Origin of the sequence: Enterocloster citroniae (assembly GCF_040545455.1) — a bacterium.
In the GTDB taxonomy this organism is placed as follows: Bacteria; Bacillota; Clostridia; order Lachnospirales; family Lachnospiraceae; genus Enterocloster; species Enterocloster citroniae.
The window spans coordinates 102,208-122,573 of the sequence record NZ_JBEPLZ010000002.1 but is presented as its reverse complement, the minus strand read 5'-3'; the positions used below and the strand labels follow the sequence as shown (position 1 = coordinate 122,573).

Below are 20,366 nucleotides of genomic sequence, written 5' to 3'. Positions count from 1 at the left end.
GGACGCCTCCTGCTACTGCGGGCGCACGATCACATCCGCGCCATCCACCATCATGGGATTGGGATTCTGGATGACCTGCATGCCCTCTTCCAGTACCGTATCGTCCGTTGGTATCACTTCCACTAACACATCACCGTCCACGCCAATGGTAACCGGTATGCGCTTGACCTTCAAATCCTGCACAATGGCAATATATGTAGTGTCCCCGTCATCCAGAAGGGCGGTTGTCGGAACCACAAATGCATCCTCCGACTCCTTGATCAGCAGTTCCGCCTTGGCTGTAATGCCGGCGATCAGCTTTGTGTCCTGCCCATCCACACGGATGGTAGTGGGGATGACCCGCTCCGTGGAGCCGCCTCCCTTTTCCTCGCCGGTGGGCGATATCTTGATCACCTCGCCGTTTACCGTGCCGCCGTCCAGGATGTCTGCGCTGATCACAGCCGACTGTCCCACCTTTACCTTTCCGATGGAGAACTCGCTGACCTTGATCTCCAGTTCCAATTGTTCCAGGTTCTCTATGCTGAATATAGGTTTGTCATCTTCCACCTTGTCGGCAAACTGACCCACCTTGGAATTGACCCTGACGACCGTACCGTCAATGGTACTTTTGATCTGGGTATTTTCCAGTTCTTCCATCTTCTTTTCCAGGTCATACCGGGCATTTTCTATCTGAAGTTCATATGACTTATCCGCCACGCCCTTTCCATTGACCACCGTATAGCCATCCATGGTGCGCTTTGCATCATTTAACGCATTGGCGCTGGCCTCCAGATCCATCTGGGAAATATCCCCGGTGGCAAACAGCTGGCTGTTGCGGCTGTGGTCCATGCCGGCCTTCTGGAAATCCTGTACCGCTTTCTCATATCCCAGAGCAGCTTCCTTATCCTTTTCCTGCTTGTTATTCACTGCCAGGTCATAGGCGTTCTGGGCAATCCGCACTTCCCGCTCCAGGTCCGTGCTGTCCAGCACTGCCAGCACCTGGTCCTTATGGACCTGGTCGCCCTCCTTTACATTCATGGCCGTGATCTCGGCATGGATATTGGATACAACATCCACGCTGTCCGTCCCGGACACCGGGCCGCTTAAGGACAGCTTTTCCTGTATGGACTGCTTTGACAAAGGAAGGACATCCACCATCATCCCCGTGTTCTTGCTGCTTCCCCCAAACCGGGAACTTATGAACACGGCTGCGATCACAATAACCGCTGCTGTAATGATCTTGCGTCTGCGGCTCCATCCCTTGATCCGTTTTATCAGACCCTGTTTTTCCGAATATCCGTTTTCTCCTTTATTTTTCTTTCTTTTTTTCTTTTTCTTACCGTTTCCTCCATCTTCCTCAGGCGCCATTAACGCCTCCACCCTGCGGTCTATCTCCTCTGATTCTTTCATCTCAGCCTGTATGGCATCCAAATCCACATCCTCTGTTCTTTTCTCACGCTCCATGCCGCCCTCCTGAATCCATTCTTTACTGTACTATTTATATTAATACAGTTATATCACATTTCTTACTATGCTACAAGAAAAATAAACATAATGCCTTTCTTTGTTCATTCCATAAGGCCATTATAGAGGGTTGGGCTAAATATTTCATCCAGTATTTTCATAACAATTTATAAATGAAAACGAAAGAATTACTTAAGGCAGCCTAATAAAAGTGGAAAAAGAAATGCTCCGGGAAGATCATTCTTTTCCCGAAGCATTTCTCTTATCATCTCTTTCCTCTAAAATGAGGCCTTAATCGCCCGTCTAAGTCTCAGGATCATCTCGTCCACATCCCCCTCCCGGATCACCAGAGGCGGTACAAAACGTATGATGTCGGCTCCCGCGCTGATGAGCACAAGCCTTTGTTCCAACAGTGCGCCGGACACCACGGGACCCACCGGACCGGCAAATTCCAGTCCCTGGATCAGGCCCATTCCCCGGCGTTCTTTTACCACATCAAATTCATTTACCAATCCATCCAGCTTTTCAGCCAGGTAAGCGCCTATTTTCCTCACATGCTCCACCATGTGGCGCTTTTCAAATAGATCCAGCACCGCGCTTGCACCCGCTGTCACCAGGGGATTCCCCCCGTAGGTGGTCCCGTGATCACCGGGCACCATGGCGTCCGCCGCCTTGCCCCGGGCCAGGAATGCGCCCACGGGAAGGCCGTTTCCAAGGGCCTTTGCCACGGTCATCACATCCGGCTTCACGCCGTAATGCTGCCATGCGAACATTTCACCTGACCGCCCCATACCACACTGTATCTCATCCAGGATCAAAAGCAGGTCATGTTCATCACAGAGGGCCCGGACGCCCTTTATAAACCCTTCCTCTGCAGGGTAAATACCTCCCTCTCCCTGGATAGTCTCCATGATGACCGCGCAGGTCTTGTCATTGATCAATGCCTTGACGCTGTCCAGATTATTAAAATCCGCAAAACGGATGCCGGGAACCAGGGGCTTAAAGGGCTCCTGATAATGGGCATTGCCGGTAACAGACAAGGCCCCCAGGCTGCGCCCGTGGAACGAGTGGTTCATGGCAATGATCTCACCGGTCATGTCCGCATCCACGTCCTCACATCCCTCAGCCCCATCTCCCATGGATTCATGGAGTTTGTTATAGTGATAACGCTTAGCAATCTTTAAGGCGCCTTCAATGGCCTCTGTCCCGCTGTTGGTAAAGAATACCTTATCCATCCGGGATACCTTTAACAGCTTCTCCCCAGCCTCCACTGCCGGCTGGTTGTAAAACAGATTGGATATATGGGTCAGCTTGTGAAGCTGCTCTTCCACCGCCTTTGTATACTCCTCATCCCCATATCCCAGCCCCATAACGGCAATTCCCGCGCCAAAATCCAGGTATTCATTGCCCTCTGTGTCGTAAAGCTTTACGCCCTGTCCGTGGTCAAACACCACAGGAAAACGGTTATACGTCTTATAAAGGGCGTGTTCCGCCCGGTCGATCAACTGTTTGTCAGCCATGATAGTACCTCTCATCTTCCTCAGAATTAAATATGGCGGTCCCAATGCCCCGGTCCGTGAAAATCTCCAGCAGCAGGCAGTGCGGGATGCGGCCGTCCAGTATATGTACCCGTGATACCCCGCTGGTTATGGCATTGATGCAGTTCTGGAGTTTTGGAAGCATTCCGCCTCCCAGCATTCCGCTGCTCACAAAGCTCTGCGCCTCCTGCACCGTCATTTCGGAGATCAGGGACTCTTTGTCGTCAAAGTCCTTATAAACTCCCTCCACATCCGTGAGGAATGCCAGCTTTTCCGCCTGTACTGCGGTTGCAATGGCACAAGCAGCGTCATCCGCATTCACATTATAGCTTAAGAACTCGTCATCAAACCCAATGGGACATATGATGGGCAGGAAATCCTTTTCCAGCAGGTCATAAATGATCTTGGGATCGACCTTCTCCACCTCGCCCACGTATCCGATGTCCTCGCCCCCTGAATACTTCTTATGGCACTTCAGCATCATGCCGTCCTTGCCGCTGATCCCCACCGCCTTGATGCCCAGCTCATTAACCAGCTGGACCAGGCTTTTATTCACTTTGTTCAGCACCATCTCCGCTATTTCCATGGTAGGTTCATCCGTGACCCTGAGCCCATTGATAAACTGGGCCTCCATACCCACCTTATTTACCCATTTGCTTATTTCCTTGCCCCCGCCGTGGACAATAATGGGCTTAAAGCCTACCAGCTTTAAAAGCACCACATCCTGGATCACCTTTTTCTTCAGTTCTTCATCCAGCATGGCGCTGCCGCCGTACTTGACAACCACGATCTTCCTGTTAAACCTCTGGATATAAGGCAGTGCCTCAATCAGCACAGCCGCTTTCTGCATCGGTTCCAAATTCATCTCATTCTCCTCCTCGTTATGAGCACTTAGAGACCGTACTCTGGTCTCTTACGTGCGATACATGACAGCTCCACTTGGTGAGGTATCTTACGAACCTAGTGGAGTGGCTCGTTATGAGCACTTAGAGACCGTGTTTTGGTCTCTTACGTGCGATACATGACATCTCCGCTTGGCCGCTTAAGACCTGTAATCCGCGTTGATCTTCACATAGTCCAAAGTCAGGTCACACCCCCATGCCGTTGCCTGGGCATCTCCCATCTTGATATCCGCCACTGCGGTGACCTGGGGCTGGGACAGTATCTTTGTGGCCTGCTCCTCGCTGTAGTCCACGGCCACGCCGTCCTTTATGATCTGCATTTCACCGGCAGCGCTCTTAAAGAACAGATCCACCTTTTCCGGGTCAAAGCTGGCTCCGGAATACCCCATGGCACAGAGGATCCTGCCCCAGTTGGCGTCATGGCCAAAGATGGCAGCCTTGGTCAGGCTGGAGGTGATGACGGATTTGGCCAGCACCTTGGCCTGGTCCTTTGTCTTTGCGCCCACAATGGTCACCTCAAACAGGGCCGTGCATCCCTCGCCGTCCCCGGCCATTTTCTTGGCCAGAGTTTCATTGATATAGTTAAGCGCCTTGCAGAACACCTGATAATCACTGTTCTTTTCCCTTATCTCCTCATTCCCTGCCAGTCCGTTGGCCAGAAGGAGCACTGTGTCATTGGTGGAGGTATCACCGTCCACGGAGATCATATTATATGTATCCTTAATGTCCTCACTGAGGGCTTCCTGGAGCATTTCCTTGCTGATCGCCGCGTCCGTGGTCACAAAGCTGAGCATGGTGCACATGTTGGGATGGATCATGCCTGAGCCCTTGCACATCCCGCCCATAGTCACGGTAACCCCGCCCAGCTCAAACTGTACGGCCACTTCCTTATTCTTAGTATCCGTGGTCATAATGGCTTTGGATGCCTCCGTCCCGCTGTCCGTCCCGCCGTCCAGTAAAGGCGCCATGGCCTCGATGCCCGCCTTGATCTTATCCATGGGCAGCTGCTTTCCGATCACTCCGGTGGAAGCCACCAGCACGCTCTCTGCCGGAATACCCAGCACTGCTGCGGCTGCATCCGCAGTCTGGCTGCAGTATCCCATGCCTTCCTCACCGGTGCATGCATTTGCAATGCCCGCGTTGATAACAACGGTACGGGCCGGCACATTGCCGGTAACCTGGTTCTTATCCCATTTCACAGGAGCTGCCTTCACAATATTGCTGGTAAATGTACCCGCCGACTTACAGGGCGCCTCGCTGTAGATCAGGGCCATATCCTTTCTGTCCCTGTATTTGATCCCTGCCGCAGTGGATGCTGCCTTAAATCCTTTGGCAGCAGTCACACCGCCTGCTATCTTCCTGATTCCATCCACATTTCCGCTCATCACTTGATTCCTCCGTTTATTCCGCTTATGCAGCGATTTCCAATATCTTTGGTAACCGCGGCCACAGCCGTGTCAGCGCACAAAACGCGTTATATTTTCCTCATTTAAAATAAATTCATAACTGTTGACATCTTCTCTCTCGGTCCATCCAATCCCCTGCCAGAAGGCGTTTCCCACCTCATTGTTTTTAAATGCGATCAGGCTGATCTTGCTCACCCCTTCACGCTGAAGGGCTTCCATGGCTGTCCGGACCATACGGTATCCGATTCCATGCTTCCTGTACCCCGGAGCCACACACACATGGTAAAAGCAACCGGTCCTTCCGTCATGCCCGCAGAGGATATTTCCGATGATCAGTCCATTCTGGACAGCTACCACGCTGGTGGTCGGGTTTCTTTTAAGGAAACGCTCCACCCCCTCCCGGGAATCGTCAATGCTTCTGATCCCAAAGCCTTTGATATCTGTCCAAAGCTCATAGACCTGTTCGTAATCCTCGATCGTCATCTCCCGGATGAGGATATCCATTGTTCCTGCCATGATAAGCATTCCCTTTCTATGGAAATTTCAAACCCGTTCCGATTTCCTTCTTAGGGAAATGCCGGAATCTGCTTAAGCCCCGTATTCTCCGGCAATCCGAACATCAGGTTCATGTTCTGGACGGCCTGGCCCGCGGCGCCTTTGACCATATTGTCAATTGCTCCCATGATCACAATGCGGTTTGTTCTTGGATCGATCTTAAAATTCACATCTGCAAAATTGCTTCCCTCCACCCATCGGGTCTGGGGCACCACATCCCTGTCCAGCACACGGACAAAATATTCTTCCTTATAATACTTGTCGTAGGCTGCCCTTACTTGCTCATAGGTAACTTCCTTTGTCAGGGAAGCGTAGGCGGTTACCAGGATCCCACGGTTCATGGGCACCAGGTGGGGAGTAAAGCTGATGGTCACCGGCTTCCCTGCAGCATAGGACAGCTGCTCCTCGATCTCCGGCGTGTGTCTGTGGGATCCCACGCCGTATGCCTTAATATTCTCATTCACCTCACAGTACAGACTGTCCACCTTTGCGCCCCTGCCCGCTCCGGAGGTCCCTGACTTGGCATCAATGATCAGGGTATTGGGGTCGATCAGCCCTTCTTTAACAAGGGGGTATGCGGATAAGAAGGAACAGGTGGGAAAACATCCCGGATTGGCAATGATCCTGGCTTTCTTTATCTTCTCCCTGTTGATCTCAGGAAGACCGTACACGGCCTCCTCAATAAACTGTGGCGACCCATGGGTGAGTTTATACCACTTTTCATAAACGGCAACATCCTTGATCCTGAAGTCAGCGCTCAGGTCGATCACCTTTGCCTTTGATAAAATGTCCTCATCCACCAGGGAAGCGCACAGCCCCTGGGGCGTTGCGGTAAAGATCACATCCACCTGCCCGGCCAGTTCCTTCATATTATCATCCATGCAGTCCGCGTCCACGATCCGGAACATATTCTGGTATAAGGATGCATAACTTTGCCCGATGTAGCTTCTGGAGCCATACCATTTGATCTCTATGTCATCCCTCTGAAGCAGAAGCCTTGCCAGCTCTCCTCCTGCATATCCTGTGGAACCGATGATTCCTGCCTTAACCATATCCATTCTCCTTATACATATTTATAAAGTATTTGTAACTGCTCAGAATAACTCGTCTTCTTAACCGGAAAATACACCAATACCCTAATTATAGTAACTTTTCCCACAAAAGGAAAGTATCTTTTAGGACCGGCTTTTCACCGTGTTTCTCTTGATTTTCATAATTATACATTACAAATGCATAATATGCAACATTTTTTAAAATTTTTATTTTAGTGCTTGCATTTTCCTGCATAATGTTGTATATTTATGAAAGTTCAATTAGAGAGCAATATCAGGAGGATATAGATATGAAAGAGAAAGTAATTTTAGCTTATTCCGGCGGGCTTGATACCACCACCATTATTCCGTGGTTAAAGGAAAATTTTGGTTATGAAGTAATCTGCTGCTGCATCGACTGCGGTCAGGGCAATGAATTGGACGGCCTTGAGGAGAGAGCAAAATTATCCGGAGCTTCCAAATTATATATTGAAGATTTAGTAGATGATTTCAGTGAAAACTACATTATGCCCTGTGTTAAGGCAAATGCAGTATATGAGAATAAATACCTTCTGGGCACTTCCATGGCACGTCCTGCCATTGCAAAATGCCTGGTGGAGATCGCCCGCAAGGAAGGCGCCACCGCCATATGCCACGGCGCTACCGGAAAAGGCAATGACCAGATCCGTTTTGAGCTGAGCATCAAGGCTCTAGCTCCTGATCTTAAGATCATTGCTCCATGGCGTATGACCGATGTATGGACCATTCAGTCTCGTGAAGATGAGATCGAGTACTGCAAGCAGCACGGTATTGACCTGCCCTTTTCAGCTGATTCCAGCTACAGCCGTGACCGCAACCTGTGGCACATCAGCCACGAAGGCCTGGAACTGGAGGACCCGTCCCTGGAGCCCAACTTCGACCATCTGCTGGTCTTGAGCGTATCTCCTGAGAAAGCTCCCGACCAGGGCGAATATGTGACCATGACATTTGAAAAAGGCGTTCCCACCAGCGTGAACGGCGAAAAGATGAAAGTGGCCGACATCATCCGTAAATTAAATGAGCTGGGCGGCAAGCACGGCATCGGTATAGTGGATATCGTGGAAAACCGTGTGGTTGGCATGAAGTCCCACGGCGTATATGAAACTCCGGGCGGAACCATTCTGATGGAAGCACATCAGCAGCTGGAAGAACTGGTATTAGACCGCGCCACCATGGATGCCAAGAAAGACATGGGCAATAAGATGGCCCAGATCGTATACGAGGGAAAATGGTTCACGCCGCTGCGTGAAGCAGTCCAGGCATTTGTTGAGTCCACCCAGGAATATGTCACAGGCGAAGTAAAATTCAAGCTGTACAAGGGCAATATCATCAAGGCCGGAACCACATCCCCCTACTCCTTATACAGCGAGTCCCTGGCCTCCTTTACAACAGGCGACCTGTATGACCACCACGATGCCGATGGCTTCATCACGCTGTTCGGCCTGCCTCTTAAGGTCCGCGCCATGAAGATGGCCGAGGTGAAGGCTGAGAATAAGGGGAACTGATCACAGTCTGTTACAGCACAATATAATGGGGAATAATATCCTCATACCTGCCGTCCTTCATCAGGAAACCTCCTGGTATTACGCCCAGCCGCGTAAATCCCAGTTTTTGGTACAGATGAAGGGCGGCTTCATTTGTTTTGACCACGGCGTTAAACTGAAGGATGCCAAAGCCCAGCTCCCTTCCCTTTTCCATGCAGTGGCGCACCAGCTTCTCCCCGATCTGCCGGCCCCTCATATCCCATTTCACAGCATAGCTGGCATTGCAGATGTGGCCGCACCGTCCCACATTGTTGGGGTGCAGGATATACAGGCCCACCATGGCCCCGCTGTGCCTGTCAAATGCAGTTCCCGTAAAAGACTGTTCTGAAAAAAATGCATCCGCGCTTTCTTTGGTCAGGCAGTCCGTTTGGGGAAATGCGATCCCCTCCTCCACAATATGGTTCCAGATCACAGCCGCTTCCTCTGCATCGTCCCTTGTGTATTCTCTTATGATCATATCCATGTAAGATTTTCCTCCCTTGCAGTCTGCCCTGGGGATTTTTAGGACAGACGATTCCTTTTATCTTCTCACCGGTACAGCACATAGTCGTTCATTTCCTTCACAAAACCGGCTCCCCTCAGCACATCCTCAGACTCCTTTGGATATTCCTTAAGGATCAGCCGCTTTAATTCCGGAAACAGGGCCTTTCCCTGGAACTCCTTAATAAATTCCTTCAGTACCTGCTCCAACACCTCTGTCTCAAATACGCGCAGCACCTTGCCCTGGCGTTCCATAACCGCGGCAATGCGTCCTGACCGGAGGCCGGCTGCGGTTCCGGGTACATTTAAAAAATCCCTGCCCTCAGGCTGTACCAGAGCCTTTCCCCATATCTGGGCAGGGTCCCATGCATTCAGCCATACCACCTCGTCCTCCGGCGTCTTCAGCACAGCTGTGATCCCCTCATACTCTTCCTTCCGTATGAACTGGGCCCCTGACATTCCTTCCACAAAGTACCCTCTGCGCACCCTTCCGGTATACTCCCAGATCCTGAGCAGTTCCATGGCCTGCTGGTAACTCCATGAGGGCCCGGCGGAAACGGAACCAGGACCCGCAGGATCGTGACCCGCCAAACCGTAAGGCGAACCGGCGCAGGCCGCAGCAGCCCTTGCAAATGTCTCCCTGCACATGACAGGCTGCTCAAGGAAAAACAGGTCCAGCCACTCCTCCATGGACTTTGCTTTTAATGGGCGCACAATATCCCAGCGCCCTGCTGACAAGGCCATTACCCGGGCATTGACCCGCTGCCTTGCAGTGGCTTTTTTTACCTTTTCCCGGTTCTGCCACTGGCGTACCGGCACGAAGCTGTCCGCGCATACCAGCCCCTTTTCCGCCAGACTCAGCAACACCTCCTGGGCGCTTTTTTCTTTTGGGATGTCTGTGAGAAATCTTAAAAAGCTGGCGCCTCTGCGTTTCAGTTCCCCGTACAAAAGCCTTTCATCCCCCTCCAGCTGTTCCTCTGCATCAGGAAGCGGGGCGTCCCAGTCAATATCCTCATACCGGCAGAAACACAGCGCGCCGTCCTCTCCCATTTTCCAGAAATAATCCCCCTCCGCCAGCAGCTTATCCAGCATCCCCCCGCTGTAATGCCTGACCCTTCGGGGCAGTATCACCGACTCCCAGAGCCTGACAGGGAACATTCTCCCGTAATACAGGTCCAGGGTCTTCTTTAACTGGTCCCCGGGCGTGGTATATGGCTTTGCCCTCCGGGCCAGCAATGCGCCGTAGTGGGCGCCGGGCTGGGTGGATGTCTCCAGACGCATACTGCGAAGTGTGGACTGTCTGGCTCTGTCGTACAGCTTTTTATGGTAGAAAACATGCTCCCACTCCACGATCTCATCCTGCTCCAGAAGACGGGCAAGGATTGCCTCTGTCCTCTCCGGGGTCAGGAAATATCGCTCCCTGATCTGGTCCGCGGTCTGTCCCCCGCGGTAGCGCAGCATTCTGCGCACAATGGAGGCAGCTTCCTCAAGTCCCCCCTCGGACAGGGCTTTTTCATAAAGTTCCTCCTGCTCCGCAGCGATCCAGAGCCCCGGCTCAATGTAAAGCGTCCGCCCCTGCCCTGCCAGAAGTTCCAGCCATTCCACCGGTACCTCAAGTTCTCCTGCAATCAGGTCCCCTTCTATCATCAGCAGGGAATGGAGCTGCTTCTCATCCCCTGGCAGCTTTGTCCGTTCCTGCTGCTTTTCCAGGACATTGGATGCAGGCCTGATCCCCTCCATGTATTTTAATTCGTCATAGACCGCCTGGCGGATCCCGGGTGTGGTGGGGGAATATTCATACATTTCCGCCGACTCCGCCTGCCACTGGAGAGGCAGGGACATGGGGGAAGGCACATCGGTACAGACCTCCCGCACCTTTATGGAGCCGGCGCGGATCCCATGGATGATCTGCATCACTCCATCTATGTCCCAGTGATCCTCCAGACATTCCCGCTTTGTCTCCCGGATCAGGGGATGGTTTTTCTCATGCATCAGGGAATCCAGCATTTCCGTACTTTTCAGCCGCTGCATCCACAAAGGCTGGCGGCCGTTTCGTTTCATGCCCATCATCAGCGCCCTGGCAGCATTATACCGGAATGTCATATTAAACAGAGGGGTGACGGGCAGCAGTGCTTCCAGTATATCCCGTACCCGGTCCGGATCCAGCCGGTATAAAAGCTGTTCCGGGATCGTCTCCTGCCCGTAGGGGTACAGCATAAACCCGTCCTCCTCATCCACACAGCCTGTGTCAAACCCGTATTCGGTCCTTACCATGTGCTGCAGCAGAAGGGATAACGGTCCGTTGACCCTGCGTCCAAAAAGGGCGTGGACCATCACCTGGTGTGAACCTGTGTGGTCGGTAAAATGTTCCGCCACTATGGTCCTGTGGTCAGGAAGCCCTCCCACCGCTTCCATCTGCCGTTTCAGAAAGCTTTCGGCACTGATCACCGATGCCTTGTCCAATCCCAGGCCGGCCAGTTCTTCCCCCAGCCTTCCCTGTTCCCCGGCCTCCCCCAGCCTGCCCAGGATCCTGCCAAACGCCAGACTGGTCTTTAAGGTGCGCCCCCTGGCTTCCCCTTTCCAGAAAGGCAGCCTGGCTCCCTCTGCTGACACCTGGGTGACATAAACCGTATCCTTATCGATCCTTGCGATCTTCCACGCAAAGGAGCCCAGCATGAACTTATCCCCACGCTGGGACTCATAGACAAACTCTTCATCCAGTTCACCTAATTTAACCCCGTCTTCGGTCTTGGCCGTGTACAGTCCTTTATCCGGTATGGTACCTCCGGCTGCCGTTGCAAGCATCCGGCTGTATGCGTCCCCGTCCACCCGCTCATGGATCCTGTCATACAGGACTCTTGGACGGACCGGAACATCCCTTCTGTGTTCATAGTCCCCGGCCAGCATACAAAGCAGGTCCTTCACATCCTCCCTGGTCACATCCTGAAAGGAATAGGCCCTGGCAAGGATCTCCATCACATCCTCCACCGTGTAGCCTTCCCCGTTTGCCATGGAGACCAGATGCTGGGCCAGCACATCCAGGCACAGCCGCGGCGGCTTGGTGTGCTCCACTCCTCCCTGCCTGGCCACCTGGGCCGTCATTCCGCAGTACACACTCTCAGGCGCGGTCCGGGGATACATATACATAACGCTTACCTTCCCCGGATTGTGACCGGCCCGTCCCAAACGCTGCATGGTGCTGGACACGGTGCGCGGGCAGCCGATCTGCAGAACAAGGTCCAGCTCCCCCACATCGATCCCCAGCTCCATGGAGGAGGTTGCGCACAGAAGCCGCAGACTTCCGTCCCTTAAAGCCTGCTCCACCCCGGCCCGAGCCTCCTTGGACAGACTGCCGTGATGCACTCTGGCAAAACCGTCCCCTCCCAAAAGGTTGACATAGTAAGCCAGTTTCTCCGCATACCGGCGGCCCTCGGAAAAGGCAATGACACTCCTGTACTGCAGGCACTGGCGGTAAACTGCCTGTCCCAGTTCTTCCCACACAGGATCCTTCCTCCTGCCCTGGGCCGGCATGGTCCCCAGCACCTGGATCCTCACCTGCTTGTCCATGGCCGGAGCGCAGATCAGAGCCGGCTCCGGGGACAGATATGCCGCGGCCAGGTCAAGGGGTTCAATGGTCGCCGACAGTCCGATGCGCTGGAGCGGCCTTTTGCAGAGCCAGTCCAGCCTTGCAATGGAAAGCATCAGATGGGCGCCCCTTTTTGTATCGATCAGGGCATGAAGCTCATCCACGATCACTGCCTTTGCCGTCCTCAGCACGGTCTGCCCTGTTTTGGAGGTGAGCATCAGATACAGGGATTCCGGCGTGATGATAAGGATATGGGGCGGATGCCTGACCATTCTCTGCCGGTCCTTCTGGGGCGTGTCCCCGGTGCGGATCGCCACCCGGAGACCATCCGGCATCTTCCCCTCTCCCATCAGCTCCGTCTCTTGGCAGATCCCATCCAGGGGGCGGCGCAGGTTTTCCCTGATATCCCCAGCCAGGGATTTTAAGGGAGACACATAGATCAGGTACAGCTCCTCCTTCAGCCTCCCCTCCCGGGCCATGGCATTCAGCCTGTCTATAAATACAAGAAATGCGGACAGTGTCTTTCCTGTTCCCGTAGGCGCACTGACCAGCACGGAGCGGCCGGCGGCAATGGCGGGCCAGGTCTCCTCCTGGACTTTTGTGGGCGCTCCAAATGTCTGTAAAAACCACCGGGCCGTTGGCCGCGAAAATAGCTCTAACGCATCTACTGGCATGATTCCTCCATTCTTCTCACCTCTTCCCGGATCAACCCGCCCACCGTGTCGGCCAGCTGTCCGGCATCCCTGATCCTTACAAAGCTGCTGCCATATATCTTCCTGGCTCCCTCCAGCTCCTGATCCAGGCCATAAAAGACACCTATGACCCGAATCCCTTTTTTCTTCAGCTTCCTCACCTCATCCGCCGCATCCCGGATCCCTGTCTCCGCCTCATATTCCGTCTTTTTGAACCACACTCCCTGTGAGGGGATCTTTTTATCGTCATTGGGGCTGGCATCTGTGAGTATGATAAGAAGCCGGTTGGGGTACTGTGACTGCTCCATAAGATATCCCGCCCCTCTTAAAGCCAGTCCGTCCCGGTTCCATCCGCAGGCGGAATACCTGAACATATCCCGGTTCCCGTCCCTGTCTTTATATTCCCTCAATATATTAAAAACCGTATACCCGCAAAAGCTGCAAAAGGAATACACCTGAACCGGGATGCGGCAAAGGCGCAGGCTTTCGGCTATGATATACCCCTGGGAGGCGATCATCTCCTGCCTGTGGAGCTGGGAGGCGGAACCGTCCAGCATAATATCCACGGAAAAAGGAGCCGTGTCATTGATAATCTCCCTGTCAAACACCCGCATATCCCCCAGGCGCCGCTCCCTCCACACCCTTCTTCCGTTCAGTTTTCCCATTCTTGCAGTCACTGATTCCGGTTCCTGCTCAATAAGAAGGGTATTTGCAATCTGTTCCTTCAGCCTGAGAATACAGTTTTGGTGCACATCCCTGTGAGCCTCATAGTATTCCCGGTTCTTCTTTTCCTGCTCCAGGGCTATGCGCTGCCGGCCCTGGGCTTCTTTTTCCAGCCTGCCCCGGGGACTGCCCGAACCGGCCGTAATCCGTCTCTCCCCTTTGGTAAAGTACAGATGGCAGCCCTCATGGCTGCCGGTGCACAGAAGTGATTCGATCCGCTGCAGTTCACGCACATGGTACACCGGGCTTCCAAAACATGTCTCTATATATTCCCGGCTCCACTCATCCCTGCCGGCTTCCCACAGTTCGCCCAGGAAATTCCCCAGCCGGCCTGTACGGCCTTCCTTTCCCTCACCCTCCTTTTCCCCGGGCTTTTTGCCGTTCTTTCTACCGGGATCTTTGTCCTTTTCTTCCCCGGCCTCCTCCTCATAATCCTCCTCCGGATCATCCAGGCGTGTTATCATAAAACGGACAGCCGGCTTTTTCAAAAACAGCTTTCCCCTCCGGAAATGCCTCCGCCGCCCAGTCCCAATCCCTTCCTCAGGCACATCACACCGAAAGTGAAAATATTCCCTCAGGATCATCCGGATCCGGGCTTCCAGTTCCGCCTCTGTCAGCTTTCCCTTCATATCCATGTCACGGACCAGCCGCTGCTCTTTGGGCAGCAGCACGGTCCTGCCCCCCAGCGCCTTGCCAAAATGGGCATTTCTCAGGGTAACTGCCAGCTCCTGCTCCCCGTCACTCCCAGAGTCCCTCAATATCCGCCGGGCATATTCCCGCCTTAATTCCGGAACCGCAGGACGGTCTTCCCGCTCCTGCTCATAGACGCACGTCTCCATGCAGAGCCAGTACACCGTATCGTACAGATCCTGAAAGGCCGCGCCCTCAAAGGCGCGGGGCAATGCCTCCAGACTTCCGCCCCCGTACCATTTGTGGGTCCATCCGATCACACTGTTGAGATACAAATCCGCCTTTCCCTCCCTGTCAAAGGCCATGAAAACCGGGCGGAAGGAATAATCCTCCGCCGCTGTCCATATCATATTCAGCGCTCTCCGGCGCTGCAATCTGTATTCCTCTTTCCCTTCGATTGAAACTCCCTCCTCTTTAGGTGGATGTTCTTCCTCATATCCGCTCTGAAAACAGTTTTTCCCCGTCCAGCCCCTTTGGTATCCGGCTTCGGATCATATCCCTTATCAGAGTCTGTTCATAGGGATCAAAGGATTTGTTGGTAATCCCCATATCCAGTGCCTGATATGCCCCCACTCCCATTTCCATCAGTTCCAGGGCGCTCAGCAGCCCTCTCAGGTCCAGGGGCTTGGTGGAGATCTCACCGCTCTGGCACTTTATCCTGATTTCCTGGAACAAAAGGGCAAACTGCCTGGCATACTTGTCTCTCAGACGGGGGAACTGGGTTCTCAGCAGGCGTTCCAAGCTGTCCTGGGAGATCACGGGCATGTTTATGACCACAAACCGGGAAGCCAATGCCTCATTCAATTCCCTGGTCCCGGCGTAACCGTAATTCATGGTTGCAATAAACCGGGTCTCCTCCCTCAGCCTGATCCTGTTATAACCAGGCACATCAATGACCCTTCTGAAATCCAATATGCTGTGGAGCACTGCCAGGGCCTCATTCCTGGCCATATTGATCTCATCCAGGATTCCAAAGCCGCCGCTCACCCCGCAGCAGCTCACGGGCCCGGGGCGGAACACCACCCGGTTATCCTCAAAGGTATCTGCTCCGATCAGGGCCGCTCCATCCATATTCACATGAAAAGAAATGTCCCAAAGAGGGCGGCCAAACGCCGCCGCCAGGTTCTCGGCCAGTATGTTCTTTCCCGTTGCCTTTGGCCCTGCCAGCAAAAGATTCTGGCCGCACAACAGGGCCGCTGCAGCCTGTTCCCATATTTCCCGCCCATAGTATTGGCATTTGGGCGCAGGAATCCGTTCCTGATCCCCGGCATCCGCCGGATAGTCAGCCCGAAATCCCTCAATTCCCCTGATAATATCACTGTTTACATGCTCTTCTTTTAAGAAATCGATCATGTGCCTGCCCTCTTTATCCTGTATTGACCAGATTATACCATTGAGAACGAAAATGTTCAACATCCCCCTTCCGGATATGAAAGCCCTATACAAAAGAATCCCTGACCGCCATTCTTTTTCCGGTCAGGGATTCCCTTATGATCAACGCTTTCTTTTTTTGCTATGGGATTACAGGGATTTAACCGCAGCCACCACATTCTCCACTGTAAATCCAAACTTCTTAAACAGCTGCCCTGCAGGAGCGCTGGCGCCAAAGCTCTTCATGGTAACGGTTATTCCGTCCAGGCCCACATATCTGCCCCATCCGAAATCGCCCAGGGCTTCCACTGCTACCCTCTTTCTCACTGCCTTAGGAAGCACTGCCTCTTTGTACTCCTCAGGCTGCTCCTCAAATACATCCATACTCGGCATGCTGACAACGCGCACATCCATACCCTCTTTGGCCAGCTCTGCCTTTGCTCCAACGGCCAGTTCCACCTCTGAACCGGTTGCAATGATGATGGCGTCCGGAACTTCCTTGGCGGAATCCTCCAGAATATACGCGCCCTTTAAGGCTTCCTTGCCGGACCCGGCTAACTGCGGCAGATTCTGCCTTGTAAGCACCAGGGCGGTAGGCGTCTTGGATGAGGAGACAGCGCTGTACCAGGCGGCGGCTGTCTCTGTTGCGTCCGCGGGACGGAACACATGGAAATTGGGCATGGAGCGCAGCATGGCCAGCTGCTCAATGGGCTCATGGGTAGGCCCGTCCTCACCCACGCCAATGCTGTCATGGGTAAATACAAAGGTCAGGGGAACTCCCATCAGCGCGGACAGTCTTGCCATTGGCTTGGTGTAATCACTGAACACAAAGAAGGTGGAGACAAATGCCCGAAGGCCTCCATGAAGCATCAGACCATTACCGATTGCTGCCATTGCCAGTTCCCGGACACCAAAATGCAGGTTGCGTCCGGCGTAATTATCCTTGGAAAAATCTCCCATATCCGCCATATATGTCTTGGTGGAGGGAGCCAGGTCGGCCGCGCCGCCGATCAGGTTGGGCATCAGGTTCTTAAGCTTCTGAAGCTGCTTTCCTGATAAGCTTCTGGTTGCATCCGGCTTCTCGTCATACGCCCAGTACTCCTCGTTGTCATATACCTCGTTACCCAGTTCCGGGTTATAGAACTTGTCCCAAAGTTCCTTCATCTCAGGGTATTTACCACAGTATTCATCAAATAATGCGTTCCACTTTGCCTCTGTCTCAGCGCCCTTTTCACTATGTGCCTTATAATTGGCATATACCTCATCCGGTACATAAAACGGCTCCATGGACGGCCAGTTTAAGTTTTCCTTCATAGCGGCCACGTTGTCCTCACCCAGAGGCTCGCCATGGGCGCTGGCCTTGCCCTGCTTAGCCGGGCAGCCGTAACCGATCTGTGTTTTAACCGTGATAAAGGAAGGACGTGTGGTATCAGCCTTTGCCTCCTGGATAGCCTTTCCAATGGCATCCAGGTCATTGCCGTCCTCAACCATCAGCAGCTGGAAGCCAAATGCCTCCATGCGCTTTTGGACATTCTCGGTAAATGCAATATCCGTGCTTCCCTCAATGGAGATCTGATTGGAATCATAGAACACGATCAGCTTTCCAAGACCCAGGGTCCCTGCCAGTGAAAATGCCTCAGAGGAAATCCCCTCCATCATACACCCGTCTCCGCCCAGGACGTATGTATAGTGGTCTACCACCGGATACCCGTCCTTGTTGAATACGGCCGACAGATGTGCCTCAGCCATGGCCATGCCCACCGCCATGCCCATACCGGCGCCCAGAGGTCCTGTGGTGGCCTCAACACCCACCGTATGGCCATATTCCGGATGTCCCGGGGTCAGGGAATCCATCTGACGGAAGTTCATCATATCTTCCTTTGTAAGGCCATATCCAAAGAGATGGAGCAGTGAGTAAAGAAGAGTGGATCCATGGCCTCCTGAAAGTACAAAACGGTCCCTGTTCTTCCACTGGGGGTTTTTAGGGTTGTGGTTCATATGGTTTGCCCAAAGTTCATAAGCCATTGGCGCTGAACCTAAAGGAAGTCCTGGATGGCCTGACTTTGCCTTCTGCACAGCATCTGCTGCCAGAACGCGGATTGCGTTGACCGACATGGTATCAATCTGATTCATTGTTCCCTCCATTCTGATGCCCGAAGGCATCTCGTACATCTTATATGTTATATTTTTACCAACTGTCCTATATTATACCAACATCAGCTACTTAGGGCAAGAGTTTTCTTGCAATATTTTGTGCGATATTTTGCGTGTTTATGCGATACTTTGCCAAATGAAAACGGAATCTTATTAAAAATATTATAAATTAATCACATTTTCATCACATTTTAATTTTACAACTATGAGATGAATAAAAACATACGGGAGGATTCAATCAGTGATCGAAGTAAAAAATCTTGTAAAGGATTACGGCGGCCGCCTGGCCGTGGACCATCTGAGTTTTACGGTGGAAGACGGTCAGATCTACGGCTTCCTGGGACCAAACGGCGCGGGAAAGTCAACCACCATGAACATCATGACGGGTTATCTGGGCGCCACGGAGGGGGAAGTCCTCATAGACGGCCACAATATACTGGATGAACCGGGGGAAGCAAAAAAACGCATGGGCTACCTTCCTGAAGTACCGCCCCTTTATCTGGATATGACTGTAAGGGAATATTTGGAATTTGCTGCGAAACTAAAAAAAATTCCAAAAGACAAACGGGAAGAGTCCATTCAGGAGGTTATGGAACTGGTAAAGATCACGGACGTACAGGGACGCCTGATCAAGAACCTCTCCAAGGGCTACAGGCAGAGAGTGGGGATGGCCCAGGCCATTCTGGGGAAACCGGATGTGATCATACTGGATGAACCCACCGTGGGACTGGATCCCAAGCAGATCATTGAGATCCGGGATATGATCCGCGACCTGGGGAAAAAGCACACGGTCATCCTCAGCTCCCACATTCTTTCGGAAGTCAGCGCTGTCTGTGACCATATTATGATCATCTCCCGGGGAAAGCTGATCGCCAGCGACACTCCGGAAAATCTGGAGCAACGGCTGGAGGGCTCAGCCGCACTGGAGCTGGATGTAAAGGGTGATGCGGATTCCATCCGCCGTGTTCTTAAGGATATCCCATCCGTATCGATAGGCGCAGTGTCCCAGGAGGAGGGAAACCCTGTCTGCCGCCTGAACCTTCAGATCGGAACCAATGCCGGGAATGCGTCCGCAGATGCGTCCATGGATGCGTCCATGGATGTGCGGGAACAGCTCTTCTATGCCTTTGCCGAAAACCGCATGCCCATCCTGTCCATGAGCGCATCTAAGGCGTCCCTGGAGGAGGTGTTCCTGGAACTGACAGAAGGAACACTGACGGAGAGCCAAGATCCAGGTTACGAAACTAATTATTCAGAAGACGAAACCAATGATCCAGGCACCGGATCCTCCCTTGACCGGGCTATGGATTCCCCAACACAGGAAAAGGAGGACGAAACCCATGAGAGCGATCTATGAACGTGAACTGAAATCCTATTTCTATTCCATGACAGGTTATGTGTTCATTGCGTTCCTGACCATGTTTATGGGCATTTACTTCATGGTATATAACATGATAAACGGATACCCCTACTTTTCATACACACTGAACTCCACCCTGATGATACTCATGATCGCGGTCCCCATCCTCACCATGCGCAGCATGGCCGATGAACGGCGCTCCCGCACTGATCAGATGCTTCTCACATCCCCGGTATCCCTGTGGGGGATCATTATGGGGAAATACCTGTCCATGATCACCATATTCGCGGTTCCTATGGCCATTGCCTGCCTCTGCCCGCTGATCATCAAGGCCAACGGGACCGCCTATCTGGCTGAGGACTACGCCTCTATTCTGGCATTTTTCCTCTTGGGCTGCGTGTACATCGCCATCGGGCTGTTTATCTCCTCCCTTACCGAGAGCCAGCTCATTGCGGCGGCCGGGACCTTTGGCATCCTTCTCCTCCTGATCCTGTGGCCCGGGCTTTTAAGCTTCATGCCCACCACTGCCCTTGGCTCCCTGGCCGGGCTGCTGATCCTCTGGAGCCTGGTCTGCTTTGTCATGTACCGCCTCACAAGCCATGTGCCCCTGGCCCTTGGTCTGGAAGCCCTGGGCGTTATGGGCCTGGCAGGCACTTACCTGGTGAAACAAAGCCTGTTAGAGCATGCCCTCACGGACATCCTGGGAAAGATCGTGCTAACCGATGTATTTAACAATATCGCCGGCACCCATATACTGGATATCGGGGGCCTGGTATACTATGTCAGCGCTGCCGCTATCCTTCTTTTTCTCACGGTCCAGTCCACACAAAAACGCAGATGGAGTTGACATAA

14 protein-coding genes are annotated in these 20,366 nt (G+C 53.0%); 3 read left to right on the top strand and 11 right to left on the bottom strand.

Features of this window, described 5'->3' with window-relative positions; all coding sequences use genetic code 11:
• Positions 1-12: 12 nt before the first annotated feature.
• From ABID13_RS02575 to argC, 6 genes are all read right to left on the bottom strand, one after another.
• Complete coding sequence (locus tag ABID13_RS02575) at positions 13-1,443, bottom strand: efflux RND transporter periplasmic adaptor subunit (RefSeq protein ID WP_048929854.1); 1,431 nt, start codon at positions 1,441-1,443, stop codon at positions 13-15.
• A 278-nt stretch (positions 1,444-1,721) separates the two neighbouring features.
• Complete coding sequence (locus ABID13_RS02570; protein ID WP_045092859.1) at positions 1,722-2,963, bottom strand: aspartate aminotransferase family protein; 1,242 nt, start codon at positions 2,961-2,963, stop codon at positions 1,722-1,724.
• Positions 2,956-3,846: an acetylglutamate kinase gene (argB, locus tag ABID13_RS02565; RefSeq protein ID WP_007860765.1), complete on the bottom strand. Its 891-nt coding sequence runs from the start codon at positions 3,844-3,846 to the stop codon at positions 2,956-2,958. The genes ABID13_RS02570 and argB overlap by 8 nt, the downstream gene beginning before the upstream one ends.
• A gap of 177 nt (positions 3,847-4,023) precedes the next feature.
• Positions 4,024-5,268, bottom strand: coding sequence for a bifunctional glutamate N-acetyltransferase/amino-acid acetyltransferase ArgJ (gene argJ, locus ABID13_RS02560; protein WP_007860767.1), 1,245 nt, complete (start codon positions 5,266-5,268; stop codon positions 4,024-4,026).
• Between the two features lie 72 nt (positions 5,269-5,340).
• Positions 5,341-5,805, bottom strand: coding sequence for a GNAT family N-acetyltransferase (locus ABID13_RS02555; protein WP_007860768.1), 465 nt, complete (start codon positions 5,803-5,805; stop codon positions 5,341-5,343).
• A 50-nt stretch (positions 5,806-5,855) separates the two neighbouring features.
• Positions 5,856-6,896, bottom strand: a complete 1,041-nt coding sequence (argC, locus tag ABID13_RS02550) for an N-acetyl-gamma-glutamyl-phosphate reductase (RefSeq protein WP_048929855.1) — start codon at positions 6,894-6,896, stop codon at positions 5,856-5,858.
• 290 nt (positions 6,897-7,186) lie between these two features.
• Here argC and ABID13_RS02545 point away from each other — a divergent pair, with 290 nt between their 5' ends.
• Positions 7,187-8,419 (top strand): argininosuccinate synthase, encoded by a 1,233-nt coding sequence (locus ABID13_RS02545; RefSeq protein WP_007860770.1) that lies wholly within the window; start codon positions 7,187-7,189, stop codon positions 8,417-8,419.
• A 10-nt stretch (positions 8,420-8,429) separates the two neighbouring features.
• Here the strand turns inward: ABID13_RS02545 and ABID13_RS02540 are convergent, their stop codons facing one another.
• The 5 genes from ABID13_RS02540 to tkt form a co-directional block, all read right to left on the bottom strand.
• Positions 8,430-8,921 carry a GNAT family N-acetyltransferase gene (locus ABID13_RS02540; RefSeq protein ID WP_007860771.1) on the bottom strand — a complete coding sequence of 164 codons (492 nt, stop codon included), beginning with the start codon at positions 8,919-8,921 and terminating at the stop codon, positions 8,430-8,432.
• Between the two features lie 65 nt (positions 8,922-8,986).
• Positions 8,987-13,198: a DEAD/DEAH box helicase gene (locus tag ABID13_RS02535; RefSeq protein ID WP_048929856.1), complete on the bottom strand. Its 4,212-nt coding sequence runs from the start codon at positions 13,196-13,198 to the stop codon at positions 8,987-8,989.
• The gene (locus ABID13_RS02530) at positions 13,189-14,979 is read right to left on the bottom strand and encodes a vWA domain-containing protein (RefSeq protein WP_048929857.1); all 1,791 of its coding nucleotides are present in this window, start codon (positions 14,977-14,979) and stop codon (positions 13,189-13,191) included. The genes ABID13_RS02535 and ABID13_RS02530 overlap by 10 nt, the downstream gene beginning before the upstream one ends.
• Positions 14,980-15,061: 82 nt before the next feature.
• Positions 15,062-15,982 carry an AAA family ATPase gene (locus ABID13_RS02525; protein ID WP_045092856.1) on the bottom strand — a complete coding sequence of 307 codons (921 nt, stop codon included), beginning with the start codon at positions 15,980-15,982 and terminating at the stop codon, positions 15,062-15,064.
• Between the two features lie 168 nt (positions 15,983-16,150).
• A complete protein-coding gene (tkt, locus tag ABID13_RS02520; protein ID WP_045092855.1) occupies positions 16,151-18,133 on the bottom strand; it encodes a transketolase in 1,983 nt (660 codons plus the stop codon).
• Between the two features lie 262 nt (positions 18,134-18,395).
• Between tkt and ABID13_RS02515 the strand changes: the two genes are divergently transcribed.
• Together ABID13_RS02515 and ABID13_RS02510 are read left to right on the top strand one after the other, a co-directional pair.
• Positions 18,396-19,511: an ABC transporter ATP-binding protein gene (locus ABID13_RS02515; RefSeq protein WP_045092854.1), complete on the top strand. Its 1,116-nt coding sequence runs from the start codon at positions 18,396-18,398 to the stop codon at positions 19,509-19,511.
• Positions 19,495-20,361 carry an ABC transporter permease subunit gene (locus ABID13_RS02510; RefSeq protein ID WP_045092853.1) on the top strand — a complete coding sequence of 289 codons (867 nt, stop codon included), beginning with the start codon at positions 19,495-19,497 and terminating at the stop codon, positions 20,359-20,361. The genes ABID13_RS02515 and ABID13_RS02510 overlap by 17 nt, the downstream gene beginning before the upstream one ends.
• Positions 20,362-20,366: the final 5 nt, after the last annotated feature.